Source organism: Limnobacter sp. 130, from assembly GCF_902506325.1.
GTDB lineage: Bacteria > Pseudomonadota > Gammaproteobacteria > Burkholderiales > Burkholderiaceae_B > Limnobacter.
Genome location: NZ_LR732330.1, coordinates 166,538 through 189,490 on the forward strand (window position 1 = coordinate 166,538; position 22,953 = coordinate 189,490).

The following is a 22,953-nucleotide window of genomic DNA, read 5'->3' on the forward strand; positions in this document are numbered from 1 at the left end:
CGGTATAAAAAGACCAACCTGCGGGTTGGTTTTTTTATAACTGCCCGGAACTGCTTTCCCGAAAAGCAGTGTGTTCACTTAACTCAACTGCATAGGCGTCCAAGTGCGCTTTTTCCCGACGCAGAAAGTTTTCAATCGGTAGCTTAAACCCGTTGTCGTGCACATAGTGCGCACTGATCATGGTTTGCGGGTTCAGGCCACGCGCCATTTTGTGTTCGCCTTGCGCACCGCCTTCAAACCATTCAATGCCTTTTTCAATGGCAAATTCAATGGCCTGGTAATAGCACAATTCAAAATGCAGACAGGGAAGGTTTTCAATGCTGCCCCAATATCGACCATACAAACGTTCTTCGCTGTGCAGAAAAAACGAACTTGCCACCGGCTGCCCCTGCAGGCTTGCTTGCACCATTAGAACCTGCTCACCCATTGAGGTACAAATCTGCTTGAAAAACTCAAGGTTCAGGTAAGGGCTGGAGAAATGCTCCATGTAGGTGCGGGAATAGCATTGATAGAAAAACTCCAACTCGGCTTCGGTGGCTTCAGCACCCTGAATACGTCGAATTTCCAAACCTTCAATATTTGCTTTGCGGCGTTCGGCACGAATGTTTTTTCGCTTTTTCTGGTTCAGGCTTTCCAGAAACTCATCGAAATCATTGAACGGCTTGCCGCTTGCAGGGCTTTGGTTGTGCCAGTGAAACTGCACCACATGCCGGCTGCTGTTGTTCAGGCTGGTGGCGTCACCCAACAACAGCAGCTGATCTTGCCGGGTTAAAAACAGGGCATGCAGGGTAGAAATCCGGGTGCCTAACAGTTCGGTATTCTCCGCAGCCTGCCAGGTCAGTTGTGCCAGGCCTTGCGCCATTGCTTTTCCCGCTTCGGGGGTTGAATAAAGCACCTTGGATGCCTGCACTGGCGTGAACGGAATCGCACACAGCAGTTTGGGGTAGTAGAGTTGGCCGCTGCGTTCATAGGCCTGCGCCCAGGCCCAGTCAAATACATACTCTCCGTATGAATGTGATTTCAAATACAGGGGCATGGCTGCCAAGAGTTCGCCGGCGTCCCCGTGAATGGCCAGGTGCAAGGGCCCCCAGCCAGTTTCGGCCGTGGCACTGCCGCTGCTTTCCAAAGCCAGCAGGTATTCATGACGAAGGGCAGGGTGAAGCACACCACCATTGCATTTGCACACAAGTGAATTCCATTCAGCTTGTGCGATCTCGCCAATGGTTTGGCAAATCTGCATGCGATAATTCATAAAGGCGACAACTACTACGCAGGTACCCCGTGAGTTTATCCCGAGTCCGATTGGCCATTGCACAGTTGAACCTGACAGTGGGCGATTTAAAAGGCAATTGCGCAAAAATTCTTGAGTATGCGCAGCAGGCCGCAGCACAGGGTGTGCGAATTCTTCTGACCCCCGAACTTTCCATCACAGGTTATCCCCCTGAAGACCTGTTGTTACGCCCTTCATTTCAACGTCAAACCGATTCTGCGTTTAACCAGCTTCTTCATAACTTGGCTGAACTCGATTTGTATGTCGTGGTTGGGCATCCGGCAAGTCGGGAAGGCGAGTTGTTCAATGCCGCCTCCGTGTTGTACCGCGGCCAGGTGGTCGGCATGTATCACAAGCATGATTTGCCCAATCGTGAGGTGTTTGATGAGCAACGTTACTTCACGCCCGACAATCGCCCTTTGGTGCTTGACGTGGATGGCATTCGCTTTGGCGTGAACATTTGTGAAGACACCTGGAATCGTTATGCGCCTGAAGCCGCTGCGGCGGCCGGTGCCGAGGTGTTATTGGTACCCAATGCATCGCCATACCACATGGGCAAGCAAACCATTCGGCAATCGATGGTGGCCAAACGTGTTCAAGAAACGGGCATGGCCATTGTGTACGCCAACATGCTGGGCGGGCAAGACGAACTGGTATTTGACGGCGCTTCATTTGCCATGGACGGCAAGCAGCATGTCGCCATGCGCCTGCCGCAGTTTCAAGAGGCCTTGGCCATTCTTGATGCGGTGGCTTGCCCCGGTGAACCTATTGTTTTGGAAGCACATCAGCCCTGTGTTCCCGAACTAGAGTTGACTGCGCAAGTGTACGAAGCCCTGAAAATGGGTGTTCACGATTACGTCACCAAGAATCGTTTTCCTGGTGCCATTATTGGATTGTCTGGCGGAGTAGATTCTGCATTGACGCTTGCAATCGCTGTGGATGCATTGGGCGCAGACAAGGTACGAGCGGTGATGATGCCCTCGCCATACACCGCTGATATTTCGCTGGACGATTCCCGTGACATGGTGAGGCGCCTGGGTATCCAGTACGACGAGATTTCTATCCAGGACTGCATGCAGTCCTTCGATTCCAGCCTCGCACCGTTGTTCAAGGGCTTGGCTGCAGACACCACTGAGGAAAATCTGCAGGCGCGAATTCGCGGCACCATGCTCATGGCCATTTCCAATAAAACAGGTCGCATTGTTTTAACCACGGGCAACAAAAGCGAAATGGCCACTGGCTATTGCACCTTGTACGGGGACATGGCGGGTGGCTTCGCTGTGATCAAGGATATTTTTAAAACATTGGTTTATCAGCTTTGCGAATACCGAAATAGTGTGTCTGAGGTGATTCCGACCCGAATCATTACCCGCCCGCCATCCGCAGAGTTGCGCCCTGATCAGGTAGACCAAGACAGTTTGCCTGCTTACGATGTACTCGATGCCATTTTGGCCCGTTACATGGAAAAAGATGAATCGGTTGAAAACATCATTGCAAGTGGCTTTCAGAAAGAAGACGTGTTCAAGGCTGTTAAACTGCTTCGTATCAACGAATACAAAAGAAGACAGGCGCCCGTGGGTATTCGGGTCACGCACCGAGCATTTGGTCGCGACTGGCGCTATCCAATTACATCCAAGTTCAACGATCTAGAAGGATTCCAAGAATGAAACTGGTCAGCGCAATCATCAAGCCTTTCAAACTGGACGAAGTACGTGAAGCATTGTCGGAAGTTGGCGTCACCGGTCTTACCGTCACTGAGGTAAAAGGCTTTGGCCGTCAGCGTGGGCACACTGAGTTGTACCGGGGTGCCGAGTATGTGGTTGATTTTCTGCCCAAGGTAAAAATTGAATTGGTGATTGAAGACAAGTTGGTTGATCAAGCGATTGATGCCATTCAAAATGCCGCACGCACCAATAAGATTGGCGATGGTAAAATTTTCGTCACTGATGTAGAGCGTGTCATTCGTATTCGCACCGGTGAGCAAGGCGAAGCAGCCATTTAAGAATGTGACTGGAAAAGTGGGTGAGCCAACGCACAGACAGGTTGGCTCGTGGGCATTAAAATTCAGCGACAGATTCATTCTTCCTGCAATTGGAGACCAAGCGCCATGCACCCTCCCCATCAAAAATTATCCAATGCCGCCATCAGCGCGGACCAGCCTCGCACCGTGTCAGACAGCTTTGGCTCGATTAGCCTGCCTGCCGGTGTGTTGTGGGGGGCACAAACCGCTCGCAGCCTGCAGTTTTTTGCCATTGGTGAACAGCGTATGCCCATGGATGTCGTGCATGCGCTGGCCTTGATCAAGTGGGCAGCGGCTTGCGTCAATTGTGATTTGACAGTGCAAGCTCCTGAAATTGCACGCGCCATTGCCAATGCTTCCAACAGGGTAGCGGCCGGGGAGTTCGATGATCAGTTTCCTTTGTCTGTTTGGCAGACTGGTTCGGGCACGCAAAGCAATATGAATGTCAATGAAGTGATTGCAAACCTTGCCACTCAAGATTCGGCGCTGGGGGCAAAATCCAATCAAAAAGTTCATCCCAACGATGATGTCAATTTGGGCCAATCCTCAAACGATGTGTTCCCCACAGCCATGCACATTGCTGTTGCCCTGAAGGTGAAGTCGACGCTGACGCCTGCGCTCGAAGAGTTGATCAGTGCGCTGTCTGCGAAAGCCCTTGAATTTGAGTCGATCGTCAAGATTGGTCGCACACACCTGCAAGATGCAACACCAATTACCTTGGGTCAGGAATTTGGTGGCTATGGGGCACAGTTGCTGCTTTGCCAGCAAAACCTGCTGTCCACCATGAATGCCGTGCACAAGCTGGCCATAGGTGGTACGGCAGTGGGCACCGGTCTTAACACCCACCCCGATTTCGGCAAGCAGGTGACCAAGACATTGGCGTCAAGATTGGGAATACCTTTTACCCAGGCCGATAACCTGTTTGCAGCAATGGCAGGTCACGAGGCATTGGTGGCGTTTCACAGTGCGCTGAGAATGCTGGCCATTGCTTTGACCAAAATAGCCAACGACATTCGTTTGATGGGTAGTGGCCCGCGCGCTGGGTTAGGTGAATTGATTCTGCCTCAAAACGAACCCGGCAGTTCCATCATGCCGGGCAAGGTCAATCCGACACAAGTGGAGGCGATGACCATGGTTTGCGCCCAAGTAATGGGGCACGATGCGGCCATCGGTTTTGCAGCGAGTCAAGGCCAGTTTGAGCTTAACGTGTACAAACCCTTGATCGCCTTGAACACGCTTGACAGCATCCGCCTTCTGGCGGACGCCATGCGCAGCTTTACCCAGCATTGTGTAGCTGGGCTGAAGGTGAATCACGTGCGGGTGAACGAGTCTATGCAAAGTTCTTTGATGTTGGTGACCGCACTTGTACCGCACATTGGGTACGACCGCGCTGCCCAGATCGCCAAACAGGCACAAGCTGATAACTGCACATTAAAACAGGCAGCCCTGGCATCCAAGGCTGTGACTGCTGAACAGTTTGATAGTTGGGTCGACCCCATGAAGATGTTGAGCGCTTCGATTCAAAAAAAGTGAAGAGATCAACCACCAATACGGCCTTTTCACCGCATTTCTCAGCTCAGGTGGCTGTGAATGATTTCTGCAAAGGTGGGTGCCAGGGGCTCAGGTAGATCGTGTCCGAGCCCCTTGATTAAATGAAGTTGTGAATTCGGCACCAGCTTGGCAATGCGCTCTGAGCAGGCTTTCTTCAACAAAGGGTCATCCAGCCCGTGAATCACGCAAGTGGGCACCTTGATTTCCCTTGTGTAATCTTCAATTGAACCTGTCGCGACCACGCAATGGGTTTGACGCAAAACGCCAGCAGGTTTGTAGGCACGGTTATAAGACTTGCGGGCCCGCTCACGCAACTTCAGCGGGTCGAGTGGATAGCCGGGGCTTCCAATCGCAGTGAATACGCGTTCCACATGCGCTACAACATCATCTATCTTCTGGCTTTTCGGTTTTTTCAGGAACATGTTGTGCAACACGTTCGGTGTGGGCATGGGCAATTTTGGATTGTTTGTGCTCGACATCAAAGTGACCAGTTTGCCAATTTTCTCGGGTGCTTTGGCGGCCACAATTTGAGAGATCATGCCACCCATGGAAATGCCAAGCAGGTGAGGGCGTTTCAGGTCAAGCGCATCAATCAGGCCAATTGCATCATTGGCCATGATGTCGAGCTTGTAATTCGTTGGGGTGTGCAAACCCAGTTTGTTCCGAATGAATGTGGCAGGCACATTCACCTTCATGCTGGTGGGGTGCTGATCAGTTAGACCGATGTCGCGGTTGTCGAAGCGAACCAAGCGATAGCCTCGCTGCAGCAAGGGTGCACAAAATTCATCATTCCACATGGTCAGCTGGCAACCAAGGCCAGCCACCATGAAAATGGTTTCCCCATCGTCGGGGCCAGCAGATTCCCACGCCATGTTCAGGCCGGTTGTATTCGATTTTGCAAAGCCTTGCTGCCATTCGATCGGCTTGCCTGCTGCTTTCATGGATGTTGTCTCCGGTAAGTATTGTTATTGTCGGGCTTTCAATATCACCAGCAGGGCACCAGCACCGCCATCGCGTGGCGGAGCCTGGCAAAAGGCAAGCACCTCGTCCTTTTGCACCAGCCAGCGTTTAACTTTTTCTTTCAGCACGGGTTCTTTGCCAATTGACCCCAAACCTTTGCCGTGAATGATTCTGACACAACGAATGTCATGTTTTACACTGGATCGCAAGAATTCACCTACAGCGGTGCGTGCCTCATCGGAGCGCAGCCCGTGCAAATCAATTTGGGCTTGAATAACCCATTGGCCCTTGCGAAGCTTTTTCAAGGCCTCGACACCCACGCCATTTCGACGATAAGAAAGCTTGTCATCGGTTTCCAGAAACCGCTCAACGTCCATTTCGTCGGAAATGCTTTCCCACAGCACCGCCTCATCATCCATTTCTCGCTGGCGAGCAATTGGAGCCGGCTTTTCAAGTTCGTGAAGTTTCAGGTTGATGTCGGGTAGCGGGGTGACGTCGCGAACCAGTTTCTTGAACAGGTTTGCTTCATCTTGCAGTTTTTTTGCTTCTGCGGCCTTGATTTTTTCCTGGCGTTCGGCCTCCAGGCGCTGCTCTTTGAGCGAGCGCCTGACCCCTTCAAGGTCGGCCATGGAAGTCAGCTTTTTCAAACCATTCTTACCGCAGTGAAAGAAATCAGCCTTCCTGAGATTCTAGCCAGCGTTGCGCATCGAGCGCGGCCATACAACCCGTGCCTGCACTGGTAATGGCTTGGCGGTACACGTGATCTTGTACGTCGCCAGCAGCGAACACACCCTCAACGCTGGTCATGGTGGCCAAACCGTTCAAACCGCTGCGGGTTGTAATGTACCCGTTTTTCATATCGATCTGACCTTCGAAGATATCGGTGTTGGGTTTGTGGCCAATCGCGATAAATACGCCCTGCAAGGCCAAATCCTGGGTTTCGCCGCTTTTTGTTGATTTAATGCGCGCGCCATTCACACCCATTTCATTGCCCAGTACTTCATCCAGTGTGTAATCGATTTTCAGCTCGATTTTCCCTTCTTTCACCTTGTCCATCATCTTGTCGATCAGAATGGCTTCGGCTTTGAACTTGTCACGGCGGTGAATTACGGTCACTTTCTTGGCAATATTGCTCAGGTACAGCGCTTCTTCAACAGCGGTGTTGCCACCACCGACCACACATACCTCTTGATTGCGGTAGAAAAAACCATCGCAAGTGGCGCAGGCCGAAACGCCTTTTCCGGCAAATTCTTCTTCAGAGGGCAAGCCCAGGTACATGGCGCTGGCGCCGGTTGCAAGAATAAGTGCATCGCAGGTGTACACGCCCGAGTCACCTTTTAACGTGAATGGACGTTGTTGCAGTTCCACTGTGTGAATATGGTCAAAAATGATCTCTGTGTTAAAACGTTCTGCGTGGGCAAGAAAACGGTTCATCAGATCTGGGCCTTGCACGCCTTCGGCATCGGCGGGCCAGTTGTCCACGTCAGTGGTGGTCATTAATTGGCCACCTTGGGCCATGCCGGTAATCAAAACGGGGTTTAAATTGGCGCGGGCAGCGTACACTGCAGCAGTGTATCCGGCAGGGCCTGAACCCAAAATCAGTACTTTGGCGTGGCGTGGCGTGTTAGAACTGGTCATTGCTACCTCTTTTGTGCTTCAAATGGTGTCTGTTCAAGATATTTCCCTCGAACTTTGTCAGAATACAGACTTCAATTATATGCTGCATTGCGGGCTACTCTTATTACAGTGAATTCCAGGACCACACAAAATACAAGCACTCTTCGAATCAGCAAACTGTTGCTGGAAATTCGCTGGCTGTGCCTGCTTGTTTTCTCTATTTATCTGTTTCTGATTCTGGTGTCGCACAGCAGCAGCGATGACAGCTTCTCTCATGAATCAGGCAGCGGCGTTGTCAGCAACTTTGGCGGGGCAGTGGGCGCCCATTTGTCTGACCTGCTGTTCTTTATCGCGGGTTATTCAGCCTACGCATTGCTCGGCTTGTCTTTCTTCATGTTGTGGCGTGCCCGAAAAATGGTCGACTCAATCGAGCTTCCCGGGTTCAGTGAACCTTTGCCCAAGTGGATCGCCTGGGTCAGGCCCATTGGTTTTGTTGTGTTGTGGGTTGGGCTTATGGGCCTTGAATCCCTGTCAATTTTCAAGGGTGCAAACCTGCCAGCAGGGGCGGGCGGTGTTGTGGGCCAAACAGTGGCCAGTATTTTTCAACAGCTTCTGGGCCTCTCCGGCGCGGTTATGCTGCTGCTGCTGTGTACGGCAGCCGGTCTAAGCGGTTTGTTGGGCCTGAGCTGGGCTGTGATGGCTGAGCGCGTGGGTAGTTTTCTGGAAGGTTTGGTCTTTAAAACCAAAGAACTGGTTACCGCTTATTTCGATCGCAAGGAAGGCAAAAAAGTTGCCCTGGCCCGTGTTGAAAAAGTAGAACAAAAACGCGAAAAGTTTGAAGAACACAAACCCATTCGAATTGAACCAGTGGCCGTGGCTGCCGAACCCTCTGTGCAAGCCATCAAGGAAAAGCAGCAACCTTTGTTTGCTGAACTGACCGAAACCGAGTTACCGCCCTTGGGTCTGCTCGACGAGGCACCTGCCACCATTGAAACTGTGTCGGCGGACACACTTGAATACACCTCCCGCCTGATCGAGAAAAAGCTCAGCGATTTCGGCGTGCAGGTACAAGTAATGGCGGCCCAGCCTGGCCCCGTAATTACCCGTTTTGAAGTAGAGCCCGCCGCCGGGGTAAAAGGTTCGCAGGTGGTGAACTTGGCCAAAGACCTGGCCCGCGCGCTCAGCTTGGTGTCTATTCGGGTGGTAGAAACCATTTACGGCAAAAACCTGATGGGTCTGGAGCTGCCCAACCCACGCCGGCAGGTCGTTAAGCTGACAGAAATTCTGGGTTCGCAGGTGTACAGCACCAACAAATCACCAGTCACCATGGCCTTGGGCAAAGACATTGCTGGCAAGCCGGTGGTGGCCGATCTGGCCAAAATGCCGCACCTGCTGGTTGCAGGTACCACGGGTTCGGGTAAGTCAGTGGGTATCAACGCCATGATTTTGTCGCTGCTGTACAAAAGCGGTGCAGAAGAAGTGCGTTTGATCCTGATCGACCCAAAAATGCTTGAAATGAGCGTGTACGAGGGCATTCCACACTTGCTTTGCCCGGTGGTGACCGACATGCGCCAAGCCGCCAACGCCTTGAACTGGGCTGTGGGCGAAATGGAAAAGCGATACAGGCTGATGAGCAAAATGGGCGTGCGTAACCTGGCTGGCTACAACGTTAAAATTGCGGAAGCCAAGAAAAACGGCACCAGCATTCCCAACCCGTTCAGCCTGACCCCCGATGCCCCTGAACCGCTCGACACCTTGCCGATGCTGGTCATTGTAATTGACGAGTTGGCCGACTTGATGATGGTGGTGGGCAAGAAAATTGAAGAATTGATTGCGCGCCTGGCGCAAAAAGCCCGTGCCGCAGGTATTCACCTGATTTTGGCCACTCAGCGGCCATCGGTCGATGTCATCACAGGCTTGATCAAGGCCAACATTCCAACCCGAATTGCTTTTCAGGTTTCATCCAAAATTGATTCCCGCACCATTCTTGACCAAATGGGCGCTGAGGCGCTGTTGGGACAGGGCGACATGTTGTACCTGCCACCTGGTTCTGGCGTGCCACAGCGTGTACATGGCGCGTTTGTGTCGGATGAAGAAGTACACCGCGTGGTCGAGTACCTGAAAGAGAAGGGCGGTGAGCCCAACTACATTGAAGGCATACTGGAAGGCGGTACTGCTGAAGAAGGTGGCAACGCCAGCATGGATGCCACAGCCGGCAGTTTTGATGGCGAGAAAGACGCTTTGTATGACCAAGCCGTGGGCATCGTGCTGAAGCACCGCCGTGCCTCCATTTCATTTGTGCAGCGCCATTTGCGCATTGGTTATAACCGTGCCGCGCGTTTGCTGGAAAGCATGGAGCAGGCCGGTTTGGTCTCAGCCATGCAGTCCAACGGCAACCGTGAAATTTTGGCGCGTGCCGAGGCTGGGCAAGACGACGATTAAGTTAGGTTAAGTGTGTATACCCTCAGTACCCGCATGCGTTATTTGAGGTGTAACACCCAACAGGAAGTAGAAATTCATGCGCATTCACCAGTTTTTTAGTCGTACTCTCTTGGCTGTAGCCGTTTTTGCGGGTACAAGCTCTGCTGCTTGGGCCTCTGCCCAAGAGGCTTTGAGCAACTTTGTAAAAAACCGCGGTTTCGCAGAAGGGCAGTTTTCCCAGGTGGTCATATCGCCCAGCGGTGCAGTGAAGCAGCGCGGAACGGGTGAATTCACCTTCTCGCGTCCCGGTAAGTTTCGCTGGGAAATCAAAAAGCCTTATCCCTTGCTTTTGTTGTCCAACGGGAACACAGTGGTTTCTTACGATGAAGACATGGGCCACGCCACCCAAAAGCCGATTGGTAATGCCATGGATTCCACGCCAGTTGCCCTGTTGTTTGGCAGCAAAGACGTCGACAAGCTGTTTAATCTGAAAGACGAAGGCATGAAGGACGGCAAGGAGTGGTTGGTGATCCGACCCAAAGACAAAGACAACCTGTTCGACTACGCCCGCATTGGCTGGAAAGACGGATTGCCCGTGAACCTGGAAATTCACGATGCCTTGGGGCAAGTCACCCAACTGGAATTGACCAATTGGGACTTTGCCAAGCAACGCCCCGCCAGCTATTTTGATTTCAAAGCCCCTGCGGGTGTCGACCTTATCAAAACGCAATGACCTCGGACTTGTTTGGCGATGAACCAAACCAAACGCCCCAGTTGCCTACAGGCAAACCGACTGCCCAGCCTGTTCGGGGGGCAATACCCTTGGCGGAGCGAATCCGCCCAAACCTGCTCTCCGAAGTTGTTGGCCAAGCCCACCTGTTAGGTCCGGGCAAACCGCTTACCTTGCTGTTCGAGCAGCAGCATGTGCATTCACTAATTTTGTGGGGCCCGCCCGGTGTGGGCAAAACCACCTTGGCTCGCCTTCTGGCGGGAGCAGCGGACTCGCAGTTTATTGCCTTGTCGGCGGTGCTTTCCGGCGTCAAAGAAATTCGTGCGGCCATTGAACAAGCCAGTGAATACGCCCGCACGGGCAAATCCACCATTTTGTTCATCGATGAAATTCACCGTTTCAACAAATCGCAACAAGATGCATTGCTGCCCTTCGTTGAATCGGGATTGGTCACCTTCATTGGCGCCACCACTGAAAACCCCTCGTTCGAAGTCAATTCAGCCTTGTTGTCGCGCTCACAGGTGTACGTACTCAAAAGCCTGGATGCCAACGATTTCACACGTCTTCTGGTCCGCGCGCAGGCAGAGTTAGGCACTGAAATTACGGTGGAAAGCGATGCGTTTGATGCCCTGTGCAGTTACGCCGATGGCGATGCACGCCGCTTTCTGAATTTGCTTGAAATTACGTTGCTGCAAATCAAGGCACAAGGCCTGAGCAGCTTGAGTTTGCCAGCATTAAAACAAATTGCACCCTCGCAAATTCGTCGCTTTGACAAGGGCGGCGATGCCTTTTACGATCAAATCTCGGCACTGCACAAATCGGTACGCGGCTCCGACCCCGATGCAGCTTTATACTGGTTTTGCCGCATGCTGGATGGCGGGGCTGATCCCCGCTACATGGCGCGCCGCATTGTGCGCATGGCCTGGGAAGACATAGGGCTGGCAGACCCGCGCGCTTTTACCATTGCCAACGAGGCTGCACAAACCTATGAACGCTTGGGCAGTCCCGAAGGCGAGCTTGCATTGGCCCAGTGTGTGCTGTACCTGGCGATTGCTGCAAAAAGCAATGCGGGTTACAACGCCTACAAGCAAGCCATGGCCCATGTGAAGCAAAGCAGTTCCATGCCTGTGCCCATGCATTTGCGCAATGCGCCCACCAATTTAATGAAAGAACTGGGGCACGGCAATGGCTATCGTTATGCCCACGATGAAGAGGCAGGTCATGCTGCTGGCGAGAGTTATTGGCCTGATGGCATGCAAGCACCCCAGTTTTATCAGCCCACAGACCGTGGGCTGGAGGGTAAAATTGCAGAAAAGTTGAACTGGCTTGCCCAGCGCAACGCCGAAGCACGCCAAAAAAAGTAAGAAGCACCCACGTTCAGCTTCATCGGGCTTGAAGATTTAGTACCATCACCGCTATTCACATCAACGCATTTCGAGAAATTTTCATGCTAGACATTCAATTGCTTCGCAAAGACCTGAACCATGTGGCCGAACGCCTTGCCCAACGCGGCTACAGCCTCGACATGGTGCAGTTCAATGTGCTTGAAGGCAAACGCAAGCAACTACAAACCAGCACCGAGGAATTACAGGCCAAGCGCAACAGCATGTCCAAGCAAATTGGCCAATTAAAGGCCAAGGGTGAAGATGTGTCGGCTGTGATGGCGCAAGTGGCTGGCTTGGGCGATGAGTTGAAGCGCAATGAGGCCGATTTGACCGCCTTGCAAGAAGAGGTGAATTCGTTTTTGCTGAACATTCCCAATTTGCCCCATGAAACGGTGCCTGCCGGCAAGTCGGAAGAAGACAATGTGGAACTGCGCCGTTGGGGAACACCCTCCCAGTTTGATTTCGACGCAAAAGACCATGTCGACTTGGGCGAGAAGCTTGGGCTTGATTTCGAGACTGCTGCCAATTTGTCAGGTTCACGTTTTGCCGTGCTGAAGGGGCAAATTGCCAAGCTGCATCGTGCTTTGGCGCAGTTCATGCTCGACACCCACACCGAGCAGCACGGGTACACCGAGCACTACACTCCCTATATTGTGCGTGGCGAAACCTTGAAAGGCACTGGTCAGCTGCCCAAATTTGCAGATGATCTGTTTTCGGTGAAAAAGGGTGGGGAAGAGGGCACATCGGAACCTTTGTACTTGATCCCAACCGCCGAAGTCACCTTGACCAATCTGGTGGCTGATCAAATTTTGAAAGCCGCGGACTTGCCCATCAAAATGACCGCGCACTCACCCTGTTTCCGTTCCGAGGCGGGCAGCTATGGCCGTGACACGCGTGGTTTGATTCGCCAACACCAATTCGACAAAGTGGAAATGGTGCGCATTGAAAACCCGGAAAATTCTTATGCGGCACTGGACGAAATGACCCAACACGCAGAGAACATTCTGCAAAAACTGGGTTTGCCTTACCGCGTAATTGTTTTGTGCACCGGCGACATGGGCTTTGGCTCCACCCGCACCCACGACATTGAAGTGTGGCTACCCGCCCAAAATACCTATCGCGAAATTTCTTCATGCTCGAACTGCGAGAGCTTTCAGGCACGCCGTATGAAAGCCCGATTCAAGAACGACGCAGGCAAAACCGAATTTGTACACACCTTGAACGGATCCGGCTTGGCGGTGGGGCGCACTTTGGTGGCTGTACTTGAGAATTATCAGCAGGCCGATGGCTCTGTAAAAGTGCCCGAAGTTCTTCAGCCCTACATGGGCGGAAAAACTGTGTTGAAAGCCTGATTGATGGTTTAAGCCTGCTGCGCAGGCAACAAAACAGGGCTAAGCACGCATGCCAATGCCGAAAGGCCACTAAAGGCCCACAACATGGCGTGTGTGTTTTGCCCGGCCAACAGGCTAACCAGCGCACCTATGATCAAAATCAGAAACCCGATTGCTGTATTGCTAACCGCAACATAGGCTGAGCGGGTTTCTGCAGTGGCCATGTCCACAAGCAGTGTTTTTCGACCCAAGCGCACACCAGCCAGGCACACCGAGGCCATGAAGTAAGCGCTGACGAACAATGTCAACGTGTTGATATTTGCCTCAAGCTGCAGAACCAACAGCACAGCAATGCCGACCAAGGCATTGATTCCACTGGCAATTGCCATCAGGCTTCGGCTTGAGTAATCGGCCAAACGCCCCCAAACGTATCCCGATACTGTATTTGCCAATCCGGAAACTATTAAAAACAGACCGATCAATGCAGCATTGCCCAAGGCATTCTGGGCCAGAATGATCAACATGGGCGCACCCAGTGACACGCTGAGCAACAAAGTACGAACAATCACGAAATTGCGAAAGGGCTTGTCATCTTTCAGCAAACGAAGCGATTTCAGAGCCTCGATACCCGCGTTGCCGCCCCCCTCGGTTGCACCTGGTTCTTCCCGAATCGCCCAAATGGCAATCGATGCGACAATCCAGCACAGCCCAGCAATACCAAACAGGCTTGCCAGTATTACTTCGTTGTTTTTAATTTGATTGTAGAAACCCAGGTTGAGTCCGAGAAGCAGGGTAAAGATGCCAGAAACGCTGGTGGCCAAACCCATCAGTGTGCCGCGCCGCGACTTCGACACAGTTTTTCCCAGTACGTCTTTGGCTGCAACAGAGCATATCCCGCGCGCGAAACTGAACACCAGCAATGCAGCAAAAATCAGCCAACTCGCCTTTTCCGCTTGAAAATCAAGCATTAATGCAAATCCGCATGCCCACAGGGCAAAGCCACTGAGTAAACCCCCAAGCATCCACACGTATTTTCGCAGCGCTTTTGCCCTTATTTTTGCGGCAATGAAAAGCTGGGGAAGCAATACACCAGCTTCTCGAATGGGCACAGCCAGCGACACCAGCAACATGGGTGCACCCAGCAGACCAAGTACCCAAGGGAATACCAATCGGGCGCTGGCCACTTCATCAGCCAATTTAGTGAAAAAATTGCTCAGCAGGTGCAAGAAAAAATTGACGGGTTGGTGTTTACAGGACTCGTCGGGAATGTCCTTGCACACGCGCGCGTCTTCGTCGCCCGTGATCAAATCGTACAGGGCAGTGGCTTTGGAATTGGTTTGTTGCATGGCGATACTTTAGCAATTAAAAAGGCACCCGAAGGTGCCTTTCAGAGCAAATGCTTAAGCCGTGTAAGCAAAGTGACAAGCCATTTACTGCGCGCCGACAGTGGCCTTGATGGCTGCGATGAATTTTTCGCTTTGCGCAATATTGCTCACAGTGGCTTCCAGGCCATGACGGGCTGAGGCCAAGCGAATAAAACGCTCCATGCGGCGGGTTTCATGCTTGTTCCAGCGCACTGTGAATGAAACAACCCGATTGTTGTCGATCCATACATTGCTGGGTTTAAGGAACATGAAGTCGCCCAAGGCCACTTTGGGCAAGCCTACTTGCCCGCTTGCATCCACGCCTGTGAATTGAACCAGCAATGGTGTTCCGTTTTGAAGCCAGCTGTTGTTTTCGATGGCGTCACAGAAAATTGAGCAGGTAGACCAAGTGAGTCCACTGTAGCGAACCATGAACGCAAGTCTGGATTCTTCGAAATTATCTGTTACATCTGAACCCACTGCAGCCAAATCTTCAGGTTTTACCTTAAGTGCCAAGAGTTCTTGTTCAAGCGTACTGTAAGCAATACTCGAACGAATTTGATCCGGAATAGGCTTGACCTGTAACCAGTGGAACAGGCAATAAGACCGAGTCAAACGCTCTGCAATCGAACTCATGGTGAACTCCCGATAAACATGCTGCAACGTTATTGGTACTAGGCTCGGAGTTTTTCAGATTCACACCGAGACTCTAACCAAACCCCTTGACTCAACAATCAAAAGTAATACCGATTTGTGGGTAAGAATCAAGAAAAGGTTCAATTATTGTTAACGCTGAACTTGAAAATTGGAATACCAGTTTCTTAAAAAAGTTGCTTAAGCTGCCTTTTCCTGCTTCTTTTGATGTTCTCCTACTCGTTTTACAGAATATTCGCTGAGAAATTGTGACAATAAGTTGTCCCAATCAGGGTTCAGTGACTCAATTAACAAAAGACGCATATCCCGAGGCCAGTTTCTGACCCGGCGCAGTCGGGCTACAAACTTGTCGTGATCAGTCCAAACTTCGAAATAAACAAGGCGATCGAGCCTGTGATAGTGCGCATAGTCACGGCGCACGCCCTGAAGATGTTCATCCATACGGGTAGCGAGACAGTTTGTATCACCAAGATACAGGGGGCCATTGGGTTTGCTGTTCGACAAAATATACAGCCAGTATTTGTCTTGTTTTCTGGCGGTGTCTTGCAAGCTACTGTCCGGGTTTCTGCTCAATTCATCCTCCGCGCCATTCGGTTGTATGGGTATTAAAAACTTGTAAGTACAATACTTATTGATTGTATGTGTATTGCCTATTTTGCAGTGCGGCTTTCTCCCTCTTAATGGGTGGCACCATCGCTATTTTTGACGGATATTAGGTGGTAATATATGAATGGAGAATTATTTACTACAGTCGGAATGAAACCGACAAATTAATTATTATTATATTTATCAAAGGCTTATATGCTCACAGCTATCCTTGTGGATGGTCCGTTTTTCATTCGCAGAATTCGTCAAATTTTCCCAAGTTCGGTTCACCATGATGCAAAAGTCATGGCCGATCTGGTGTGGCGCCTGTCAGCGGCACATTTGTTTGAGCGAAATCAGCCAAAACGCCATCTATTTCGCATTTTCTTCTATGACACGCCAGTCTTCACCCAACGGGTGACGTTGCCAATTTCCCGCCAGCAAATCGATTTGTCCAAATCCAAAGAGGGACAATTTCGGGTCGCTTTTCAGCGTCAACTACAAAGAAAAAGAAAGTTGGCAGTGAAGTTGGGGGAGGCCCGTGAGGCGGATACCTGGAAACTCAATGAAGACGCTTTAGCCGATCTGCTCGGCAAGCGCATTACGGTTGATGATCTGGCCGACGACGACTTCACGCCTGGCTCGCACCCGAAAGGCATTGAATTACGCATGGGCGTTGACCTTGCGACTTTGGCTTACAAGCGGCAGGTTCAACAGGTGGTGCTGCTGACCGGCGACGGCGCATTTTCAAGCGCTGCTGAATTATTGCGCCACGAAGGGGTCGATGTCGTGTTAGACCCAATGTGGCAGAATATTTCCGAAGATTTGTTCTCTTATATCGACGGACTCCGGTCGACTTGTCCACCACCTGAGCGAGCCGCAGACTTTCTGGCCCGGATCGGATCCGACAACTACGATCACGACGATTTGCCTGCTGAATAAAAAAAGCCCACTGGAAAGTGGGCTTTTTTCTGCAGGGTTCGAAGCGGAAGGGTTTAGTCTCCCATCCCTTCGGCATAAAGGTCGTTGATTCTGTCCTTGAATGCTTCAGTCACTTTGACGCGTTTTACCTTCAACGTTGGTGTCAGCAGACCATTGTCCACCGTCCAGGGTTCTTTGGTAGTAATGATTCGCCGCACGCGAATGTAGCGGGGCAAATGCTGCAAACGTTCATTGGCGCGCTTGATCAGCTCTTTTTCATTGGAGTTGGCCGTTACGGCAATCATGCCAATAAAAGAGCGACCTTCGCCGATCAAAACGATCTGTTCAAATACGTCGTCACCAATAATGGCCATTTCAGCGTCTTGAGGGGAAAACTTTTCACCGTTGGACAGCACCATGATGTCTTTGATCCGGCCACGAATATAAATCCGTTTGTCCTTGATCTCGGCAACGTCACCTGTGTGCAACCAACCATCTTCATCAATCGCGGTTTTCGTGGCTTCCTCGTTTTGCCAGTAACCCAGCATGATGTTGGGCCCACGCGCGAGTAGTTCATCATTTTCGCCCAACATGACTTCGACATTGGGCAAGGCCGGGCCAACAGATTCAGGAACGTTGCCCTCTGGACGGTTCACCGAGATAACCGGACACGCCTCAGTCATGCCGTAGCCATGAAGAATGGGAAGTCCCATGGCAATAAAGGCTTTGGCAATTGTGCTGTCCAAGGCAGCCCCACCCACCACGGCCAATCGCAAGCGACCACCTAGTCGTTCCAGAATGGGTTGAGCCACTTTGGCACGCAGAAGCGGGAGTTGAAAATGATCTACGATACCGCCTTTGCCTTGTTCCATGCGCCAACCCACATCGACCAGCTTCTCAAATGCTTTTCGCTTGAAACGGGAATCTTTCACAGAGGCCTGAATACGGCCGTAAAACTTTTCGAAAATGCGCGGAACCGCAAACAGCACTGTTGGTGCCTGTGTGGCCAGGTCTTCGGGCAATTGGTTAATGCCACGTGCATAGGTAACCTTTGCACCCACACGCAAGGGCAGGTAATAGCCGCCGGTGCGCTCGAACATGTGCGACATCGGGAGGAATGACAAAAACACGTCTTCCGGCTTTGCGATGTCCAACTGAAAGCAACTGTCTACGTTGGCGATCACATTTTTGTGCGACAGCATGACGCCCTTTGGACGTCCTGATGTGCCGGATGTGTAACAAATTGTAGCCAGCGTATTTTGTTCGAGATCAAGAAGCTCAAAAGCCTCTAGTTTCTTTTCGACACTTTTCAGGACATATGTCGCGTTCTCGACGCCATCTGCTTCTTTTTCAATGTCCGATCTGATCGACAAAACCCGCACGTCTTTCAGGTTTTCTTTTAGCAGGTTACGGGCAATACGGTCATTTTCAACCACGACCACCCTAGAACCGGAATCTTGTATGCAATAAGCAATGTTGCTTGGATTGTCGTCCACATACAGTGGCACTGAAACAAGTCCCATGGCCACTGCCGCTTGGTCAAATGCCACCCAGTGCACGCTGTTTTTCAGGCAAATTGCAACCCTGTCGCCCGCCTGCAAACCCATGGACCGGAAAAAAGCTTGCCAGGTGCGAGCCAAGTCAATCATTTCCCGTGCTTTGAAATCTACCCACTCGTTATCAATGAACTGACGGTACAACATGCGATTGGGGGTGTCGTCATGCTGGAACAAGAATGTGGCGATGTTCGCCATAAGGAGGTCTCCCGAATTTCTGTTTTTATAAAATTGACCGTAGTGTACTGAACAGTTTAAGAATTGATAAGAACACTCATTCTAGATTTACATTCAAGCCTTGAATGACAGCGGGGCGGGCACTTAATTCTTCGTACCATTTGTGCACTGCAGGATAGTCACTTAATTCAATTCCCTGGCGTTGCCAGCGATAAACCCAGGGATACAGCGCCATGTCAGCGATGGAATAAGTTTCCCCCGCAATGTAGGAAAAACGACTCAACTGTTTGTTGATGACTTCATAAAGCCTTTTGGCTTCATTGGTGTATCGGTTAACAGCATATTCAATTGGTTCGGGTGCGTAAATCCGGAAATGGTGCGCTTGCCCCAGCATGGGGCCCACACCGCCCATTTGAAACATCAGCCATTGGATGATCGACAGGCGTTCGCGGTAGTTTTGTCCGAAAAACTGACCGGTTTTTTCGGCCAGATACATCAGAATGGCGCCACTTTCAAACATCTCGATTGGCTCGCCATCGGGGCCATTGTGATCAATGATTGCCGGTATTTTATTGTTGGGGCTGAATTTGAGGAATTCAGGCTTGAATTGATCGCCCTTGCCGATATCGACCGGAATCGCTTTCCAGTTGAGCCCCATTTCTTCACAGGCAATATGAATTTTGTAGCCATTGGGGGTCGCCCAGGTGTACACCTCAATCGGTTTGTCTTGCGCTGTATTCAATCAATGCTCTCCAGTGCTGCGAGTGGGTTAACACGTTCGTGTTAGGTCATTTCAAGGATACCTTACTCACAGTTGTCGTGGGTATGCTAAGGCCTGCTGGAACAATTGAACCGAGAGTAAACATGCCGATTTTCTGGACACCGAAACCACACGCGATGCATTGTTTATTGCCATCTGCTCTTGGTCTTTTGATTGCGCTTGTTCCAGTTTCAGCTTTAAGTCTGGAGATTTCTACACCGGTCGGTGTTCAGCAGATCGGAAGGCATCTTGACTTGAAAAGTACGCTGAGCAATGTACCCGAAGGTGTCGAATCACAGCTAAGGTCAACGTGTCTTAGAGCAACAATACATTCGCTGGAGAGCAGCTCGGTAAGCCATGGTTCGGCCCTGTCAAACGAGGTGCTGGTTAACTTTGATCCAACAATTCGCCAAGGCGGTTTGCTTGAATTCAAATCGGTGGTCCCTGTACATGACACCTTGATTGAGATGAAGCTGGTCTCTGAATGTCCTTTGATTGTATTTAGTACAAAGTGGACATTCATCATGAAACAAGCCGAAGTACAGGCTAAGGATTCTCTTCAATCCAAATCCACAAAGTCATCGCTGGTTTTTGATCCGGAAGGCTCTGAGTTGTTGGCCAGTTCACGCAAACCGCCCACGCCGCAACTTGATGAGCACCCGGCATGGTTTAAACAAGAGAAAGAAGGCAATACCACAAGTTCGAAAGAGGAGCCTGAGCATACGAATACTGAATTGAGTGAGCAAGGCAATGGCGCTGGAAGTTCAGGCGATGCATTGAAGGTGGCTTCGCTGGATACGAATTTGTTTGGTGCAGGATTGATTGAAAGCCGCAGAGATGCGGCGAATGCCTGGTCAGGCCTTGGATTGGATGAATACCCAGTTGAAACGAGCCCCGCTGCAATGACGCCTGATTTGATGTTGCCGGTGTCTTTGGCTGGCCTCTTTTCATTGATCCTTGCTTGGTTTGCTTATCGCCTTTACTCGATCAAGAAGAAAGTCACCGCGTCGAATCAGATCGAGCCAAACGATGCGGGTTTCGTCCACTCGGACGCTGGGCGACACGACATTGGTTTAATAAGCCGTGAACATGCCATGGCATTCGCAGCCGAGCCTGCTGCTTCCTCGCTCGGAAGTCATCTGGTTCTCGAGTCTTTAATTGGAAATGATGAGCAAGATTTTGATGGGGAAATGAATGCATTGGGGAATCCGGTCAATTCAGACCTCATGGATTCCAGCAACCGATCTTCCTTGAAAATAAGCCTTGAACTGATCAACCGCGCAGACATACCCGGCTGGAAGCTGCCTGCGTCTTACTCTGGTTTGGTGGAGGCACGCAATCGATCACTGGAATTGCACCGGACACTGGATGCCCTGTTGCTTCGTAGTCAAATTGGTTTGATAGAACTGGCATTTCAGGACGCCAAGCAAGGACAGCTAACGGCCGAACAAACGACCCTGGAATTGCTGGAACAAGTGATGGGCGATCAGTTGCATGAAATCGACTCGAAACCTACGCTGTGTGTTCCCGACGTTGTTAAAAGTCATGTTCGCGCCAAGATGTGCGAAGTGGTCGGCGCCGAAAAGCGCCAACTGCTTCGAGAGAATTTGTTGAACCTGAACCGCCAAGTTGTCAGCCCGGCAGTTTGTTTTAGTTCGAATGCCTGGCGCGAATTCTTGAGCGAGGAGGGCATTCTGGATTAGTGGTTTGAGTGATGATCAGGAAACGCCCAAAGACTCTTCCAGCTGTTCGATTTCAAGCATCAGTTCCAGCAGCTCGGTTTCTGATCTCTCCAGGCGGGTGGCTATCCCATCACGATCTTTGTGAAGTTCTGCGGCTTTTCTGGAGTCCTCTGGTTTGCTGTAGTCGACCTTCAACAGGGCCTCATCAATTTTGATCAGTTTGGGCTGGTCAGCTTCAATTTGCTTCTCAAGCTTTTTGGCCTGATTGCCCAACTGTTTAATTCTTTGGTTGACCACCTGCCGGTCTACCGGTGGACGCGCCTGTGCAGAATTTGTACTTTTGGGTGCTGTTGCACCGCCCGTTTGTTTGTTGCGCTGATTTTCCGCGTTTGTTTCCTTGCGCAATAGTTCAGCATAGTCATCGAGGTCACCATCAAACTCAGTGACCGCGCCTTGGTGCACGCGCCAAAAGCGATCCGTGATTGATTCCAGCAAATGTCTGTCGTGAGAAACCATGACCAAGGCACCTTCAAATTCCAACAGGCTGCTGGCCAAAGCCTGACGGGTTGCAATGTCCAGGTGGTTGGTGGGTTCATCCAGCAACAACAGGTTGGGGCGTTTATAAGCCAACAAGGCCAAGGCCAGGCGCGATTTTTCTCCACCGGAAAAACTGCCCACCAGCTGACGCACTTTGTCATCGCGAAAATGAAAACGCGCTAAAAATTCACGAGATTTTTGTTCTGAAATTTGCCGCTCCAGTCGCGACATGTGTTGCAAGGGGGTGGCATTCATGTCGAGCGATTCAATTTGGTCTTGCGCGAAATAGCCATACACCAGCCCTTTGCCCTCAACCCTTTCGCCACCCAACATATCTAGTTCACCCACCAAGGTTTTAACCAAGGTGGTTTTGCCGTTGCCGTTTGCACCCAACAAACCGATGCGATCGCCAGGACGAAGTTCAAGGCTGATGCTTTTCAGAACAGGCGCTACGCCAGCGTAGCCACAATCGCTGCGGTTCAGCACGACCAAGGGATCTGGGCTTTTATGGGGTTCCATGAAGGGAATGGCCACATGGGGTTCCACTTGCAATGTTTCAATCAATTTGATTTTTTCAAGGCGTTTGACCCGGCTTTGTGCCTGTTTTGCCTTGCTGGCCTTGGCCTTGAAGCGGTCAACAAACTTTTGCAGCTTTTCCATTTCGCCTGCTGCTTTTTTGTTCGCTTGGCTGACTTGTTCTGAGCGCTCGGCAAAAGCGCGCTCAAAGGCAGAATATCCGCCGGTGTACTTGGTCAGCTTTTCGCTGCTCAGGTGAACAGTGTGTGTACAGACTTCGTCCAGAAAGTCACGGTCGTGAGAAACCAGAATGACTGTGCTGTTGACCTGCTTGATCCATTGTTCGAGCCAAACCACTGCTTCAATGTCCAGGTGGTTGGTGGGTTCGTCCAGCAAAATAAGATCAGCTCTGGAGCCCAATACCTTGGCCAGGTTCAAACGCATTTTCCAGCCGCCGGAAAACTCGCCCACTTTGCGTTGCAAGTCTTCGGTTTTAAAACCCAAGCCATTCAGAATTGTGGCCACGCGTGCTTCGGCGGTGTACCCATCCAGATTTTCAAGATCTTCGTACAAGTGACCCAATTGTTCCATGTCACCGCTTTCTTCCACCGCATGAATTTTCTGCCGAACTTCATGCAAGGCACGGTCGCCTTCCAGCGCGAAATCGATCACGCTGAGGTGGTTCGCTGTCACCTCCTGATCGATCCAGGACAAGCGCCAAACCTTGGGCAAATCGATGCTGCCCTGGTCAACGTGCAATTCGCCAAGCAGTGCGCTGAGGAAACTGGATTTGCCTGCACCATTGTGGCCAATCAGGCCGACTTTTTCGCCGGGGAACAGGGTAAGTTCAGCGTTGGTTAAAATGGGCTTGCTGCCCCGTGCAATGCTGAGGTTATTGATTTGAATCATTGAATGG

At 51.2% G+C, this 22,953-nt stretch carries 19 protein-coding genes; 9 read left to right on the forward strand and 10 right to left on the reverse strand.

Annotated features, from left to right (window positions below):
• Window positions 1–34: 34 nt before the first annotated feature.
• A complete protein-coding gene (locus tag FRIGORI9N_RS09785) occupies window positions 35–1,240 on the reverse strand; it encodes a GNAT family N-acetyltransferase (protein ID WP_236550860.1) in 1,206 nt (401 codons plus the stop codon).
• 41 nt (window positions 1,241–1,281) lie between these two features.
• Here FRIGORI9N_RS09785 and FRIGORI9N_RS09790 point away from each other — a divergent pair, with 41 nt between their 5' ends.
• From FRIGORI9N_RS09790 to fumC, 3 genes are all read left to right on the forward strand, one after another.
• Window positions 1,282–2,937 (forward strand): NAD+ synthase, encoded by a 1,656-nt coding sequence (locus tag FRIGORI9N_RS09790; protein WP_201301468.1) that lies wholly within the window; start codon window positions 1,282–1,284, stop codon window positions 2,935–2,937.
• Entirely contained in the window at window positions 2,934–3,272 is a 339-nt protein-coding gene (locus tag FRIGORI9N_RS09795) for a P-II family nitrogen regulator (RefSeq protein ID WP_008252857.1), read from the forward strand. Before FRIGORI9N_RS09790 ends, FRIGORI9N_RS09795 begins: the two co-directional genes overlap by 4 nt.
• Before the next feature lie 105 nt (window positions 3,273–3,377).
• On the forward strand, window positions 3,378–4,823 hold the full coding sequence (fumC, locus tag FRIGORI9N_RS09800; RefSeq protein ID WP_159570181.1) for a class II fumarate hydratase: 1,446 nt from the start codon (window positions 3,378–3,380) through the stop codon (window positions 4,821–4,823).
• 38 nt (window positions 4,824–4,861) lie between these two features.
• Here the strand turns inward: fumC and FRIGORI9N_RS09805 are convergent, their stop codons facing one another.
• From FRIGORI9N_RS09805 to trxB, 3 genes are read right to left on the reverse strand one after another with little or no spacing between them, the layout of a single operon-like run.
• Window positions 4,862–5,782 (reverse strand): alpha/beta fold hydrolase, encoded by a 921-nt coding sequence (locus tag FRIGORI9N_RS09805; protein WP_159570184.1) that lies wholly within the window; start codon window positions 5,780–5,782, stop codon window positions 4,862–4,864.
• A gap of 24 nt (window positions 5,783–5,806) precedes the next feature.
• A complete protein-coding gene (locus FRIGORI9N_RS09810) occupies window positions 5,807–6,448 on the reverse strand; it encodes a Smr/MutS family protein (protein WP_159570187.1) in 642 nt (213 codons plus the stop codon).
• A gap of 25 nt (window positions 6,449–6,473) precedes the next feature.
• Entirely contained in the window at window positions 6,474–7,439 is a 966-nt protein-coding gene (trxB, locus tag FRIGORI9N_RS09815; protein ID WP_159570190.1) for a thioredoxin-disulfide reductase, read from the reverse strand.
• Between the two features lie 108 nt (window positions 7,440–7,547).
• Between trxB and FRIGORI9N_RS09820 the strand changes: the two genes are divergently transcribed.
• From FRIGORI9N_RS09820 to serS, 4 genes are all read left to right on the forward strand, one after another.
• Entirely contained in the window at window positions 7,548–9,860 is a 2,313-nt protein-coding gene (locus tag FRIGORI9N_RS09820) for a DNA translocase FtsK (protein WP_159570193.1), read from the forward strand.
• 76 nt (window positions 9,861–9,936) lie between these two features.
• Window positions 9,937–10,572, forward strand: a complete 636-nt coding sequence (gene lolA, locus FRIGORI9N_RS09825) for an outer membrane lipoprotein chaperone LolA (RefSeq protein WP_159570196.1) — start codon at window positions 9,937–9,939, stop codon at window positions 10,570–10,572.
• Window positions 10,569–11,933 (forward strand): replication-associated recombination protein A, encoded by a 1,365-nt coding sequence (locus FRIGORI9N_RS09830; RefSeq protein ID WP_159570199.1) that lies wholly within the window; start codon window positions 10,569–10,571, stop codon window positions 11,931–11,933. Before lolA ends, FRIGORI9N_RS09830 begins: the two co-directional genes overlap by 4 nt.
• Window positions 11,934–12,016: 83 nt before the next feature.
• Window positions 12,017–13,306 (forward strand): serine--tRNA ligase, encoded by a 1,290-nt coding sequence (gene serS, locus FRIGORI9N_RS09835; protein WP_159570202.1) that lies wholly within the window; start codon window positions 12,017–12,019, stop codon window positions 13,304–13,306.
• A gap of 8 nt (window positions 13,307–13,314) precedes the next feature.
• On the opposite strand, the gene FRIGORI9N_RS09840 is transcribed toward serS, so the two are convergent.
• The 3 genes from FRIGORI9N_RS09840 to FRIGORI9N_RS09850 form a co-directional block, all read right to left on the reverse strand.
• Window positions 13,315–14,631 carry an MFS transporter gene (locus FRIGORI9N_RS09840; RefSeq protein ID WP_159570205.1) on the reverse strand — a complete coding sequence of 439 codons (1,317 nt, stop codon included), beginning with the start codon at window positions 14,629–14,631 and terminating at the stop codon, window positions 13,315–13,317.
• Between the two features lie 84 nt (window positions 14,632–14,715).
• Window positions 14,716–15,285, reverse strand: coding sequence for a hypothetical protein (locus FRIGORI9N_RS09845; RefSeq protein ID WP_159570208.1), 570 nt, complete (start codon window positions 15,283–15,285; stop codon window positions 14,716–14,718).
• A 198-nt stretch (window positions 15,286–15,483) separates the two neighbouring features.
• Window positions 15,484–15,876: a GIY-YIG nuclease family protein gene (locus FRIGORI9N_RS09850; RefSeq protein WP_159570211.1), complete on the reverse strand. Its 393-nt coding sequence runs from the start codon at window positions 15,874–15,876 to the stop codon at window positions 15,484–15,486.
• Window positions 15,877–16,104: 228 nt separating this feature from the next.
• On the opposite strand from FRIGORI9N_RS09850, the gene FRIGORI9N_RS09855 reads away from it, so the two are divergent.
• Entirely contained in the window at window positions 16,105–16,830 is a 726-nt protein-coding gene (locus tag FRIGORI9N_RS09855; protein WP_159570214.1) for an NYN domain-containing protein, read from the forward strand.
• Between the two features lie 53 nt (window positions 16,831–16,883).
• Here the strand turns inward: FRIGORI9N_RS09855 and FRIGORI9N_RS09860 are convergent, their stop codons facing one another.
• Both FRIGORI9N_RS09860 and FRIGORI9N_RS09865 read right to left on the reverse strand, forming a co-directional pair.
• Window positions 16,884–18,563, reverse strand: a complete 1,680-nt coding sequence (locus tag FRIGORI9N_RS09860) for a long-chain fatty acid--CoA ligase (protein ID WP_159570217.1) — start codon at window positions 18,561–18,563, stop codon at window positions 16,884–16,886.
• A gap of 76 nt (window positions 18,564–18,639) precedes the next feature.
• Window positions 18,640–19,284, reverse strand: a complete 645-nt coding sequence (locus FRIGORI9N_RS09865) for a glutathione binding-like protein (RefSeq protein WP_159570220.1) — start codon at window positions 19,282–19,284, stop codon at window positions 18,640–18,642.
• A 272-nt stretch (window positions 19,285–19,556) separates the two neighbouring features.
• Between FRIGORI9N_RS09865 and FRIGORI9N_RS09870 the strand changes: the two genes are divergently transcribed.
• Complete coding sequence (locus FRIGORI9N_RS09870; RefSeq protein ID WP_159570223.1) at window positions 19,557–21,005, forward strand: hypothetical protein; 1,449 nt, start codon at window positions 19,557–19,559, stop codon at window positions 21,003–21,005.
• A gap of 15 nt (window positions 21,006–21,020) precedes the next feature.
• Here FRIGORI9N_RS09870 and FRIGORI9N_RS09875 read toward each other — a convergent pair whose 3' ends face one another.
• The gene (locus FRIGORI9N_RS09875; RefSeq protein ID WP_159570226.1) at window positions 21,021–22,946 is read right to left on the reverse strand and encodes an ABC-F family ATP-binding cassette domain-containing protein; all 1,926 of its coding nucleotides are present in this window, start codon (window positions 22,944–22,946) and stop codon (window positions 21,021–21,023) included.
• Window positions 22,947–22,953: the final 7 nt, after the last annotated feature.

Coding starts and splice junctions, on each gene's coding strand:
- FRIGORI9N_RS09785 (WP_236550860.1), bottom strand. CDS start 1,240: ATGCAGATTTGCCAAACCATTGGCGAGATCGCACAAGCTGAATGGAAT.
- FRIGORI9N_RS09795 (WP_008252857.1), top strand. CDS start 2,934: ATGAAACTGGTCAGCGCAATCATCAAGCCTTTCAAACTGGACGAAGTA.
- fumC (WP_159570181.1), top strand. CDS start 3,378: ATGCACCCTCCCCATCAAAAATTATCCAATGCCGCCATCAGCGCGGAC.
- FRIGORI9N_RS09805 (WP_159570184.1), bottom strand. CDS start 5,782: ATGAAAGCAGCAGGCAAGCCGATCGAATGGCAGCAAGGCTTTGCAAAA.
- trxB (WP_159570190.1), bottom strand. CDS start 7,439: ATGACCAGTTCTAACACGCCACGCCACGCCAAAGTACTGATTTTGGGT.
- lolA (WP_159570196.1), top strand. CDS start 9,937: ATGCGCATTCACCAGTTTTTTAGTCGTACTCTCTTGGCTGTAGCCGTT.
- FRIGORI9N_RS09830 (WP_159570199.1), top strand. CDS start 10,569: ATGACCTCGGACTTGTTTGGCGATGAACCAAACCAAACGCCCCAGTTG.
- serS (WP_159570202.1), top strand. CDS start 12,017: ATGCTAGACATTCAATTGCTTCGCAAAGACCTGAACCATGTGGCCGAA.
- FRIGORI9N_RS09840 (WP_159570205.1), bottom strand. CDS start 14,631: ATGCAACAAACCAATTCCAAAGCCACTGCCCTGTACGATTTGATCACG.
- FRIGORI9N_RS09845 (WP_159570208.1), bottom strand. CDS start 15,285: ATGAGTTCGATTGCAGAGCGTTTGACTCGGTCTTATTGCCTGTTCCAC.
- FRIGORI9N_RS09855 (WP_159570214.1), top strand. CDS start 16,105: ATGCTCACAGCTATCCTTGTGGATGGTCCGTTTTTCATTCGCAGAATT.
- FRIGORI9N_RS09860 (WP_159570217.1), bottom strand. CDS start 18,563: ATGGCGAACATCGCCACATTCTTGTTCCAGCATGACGACACCCCCAAT.
- FRIGORI9N_RS09875 (WP_159570226.1), bottom strand. CDS start 22,946: ATGATTCAAATCAATAACCTCAGCATTGCACGGGGCAGCAAGCCCATT.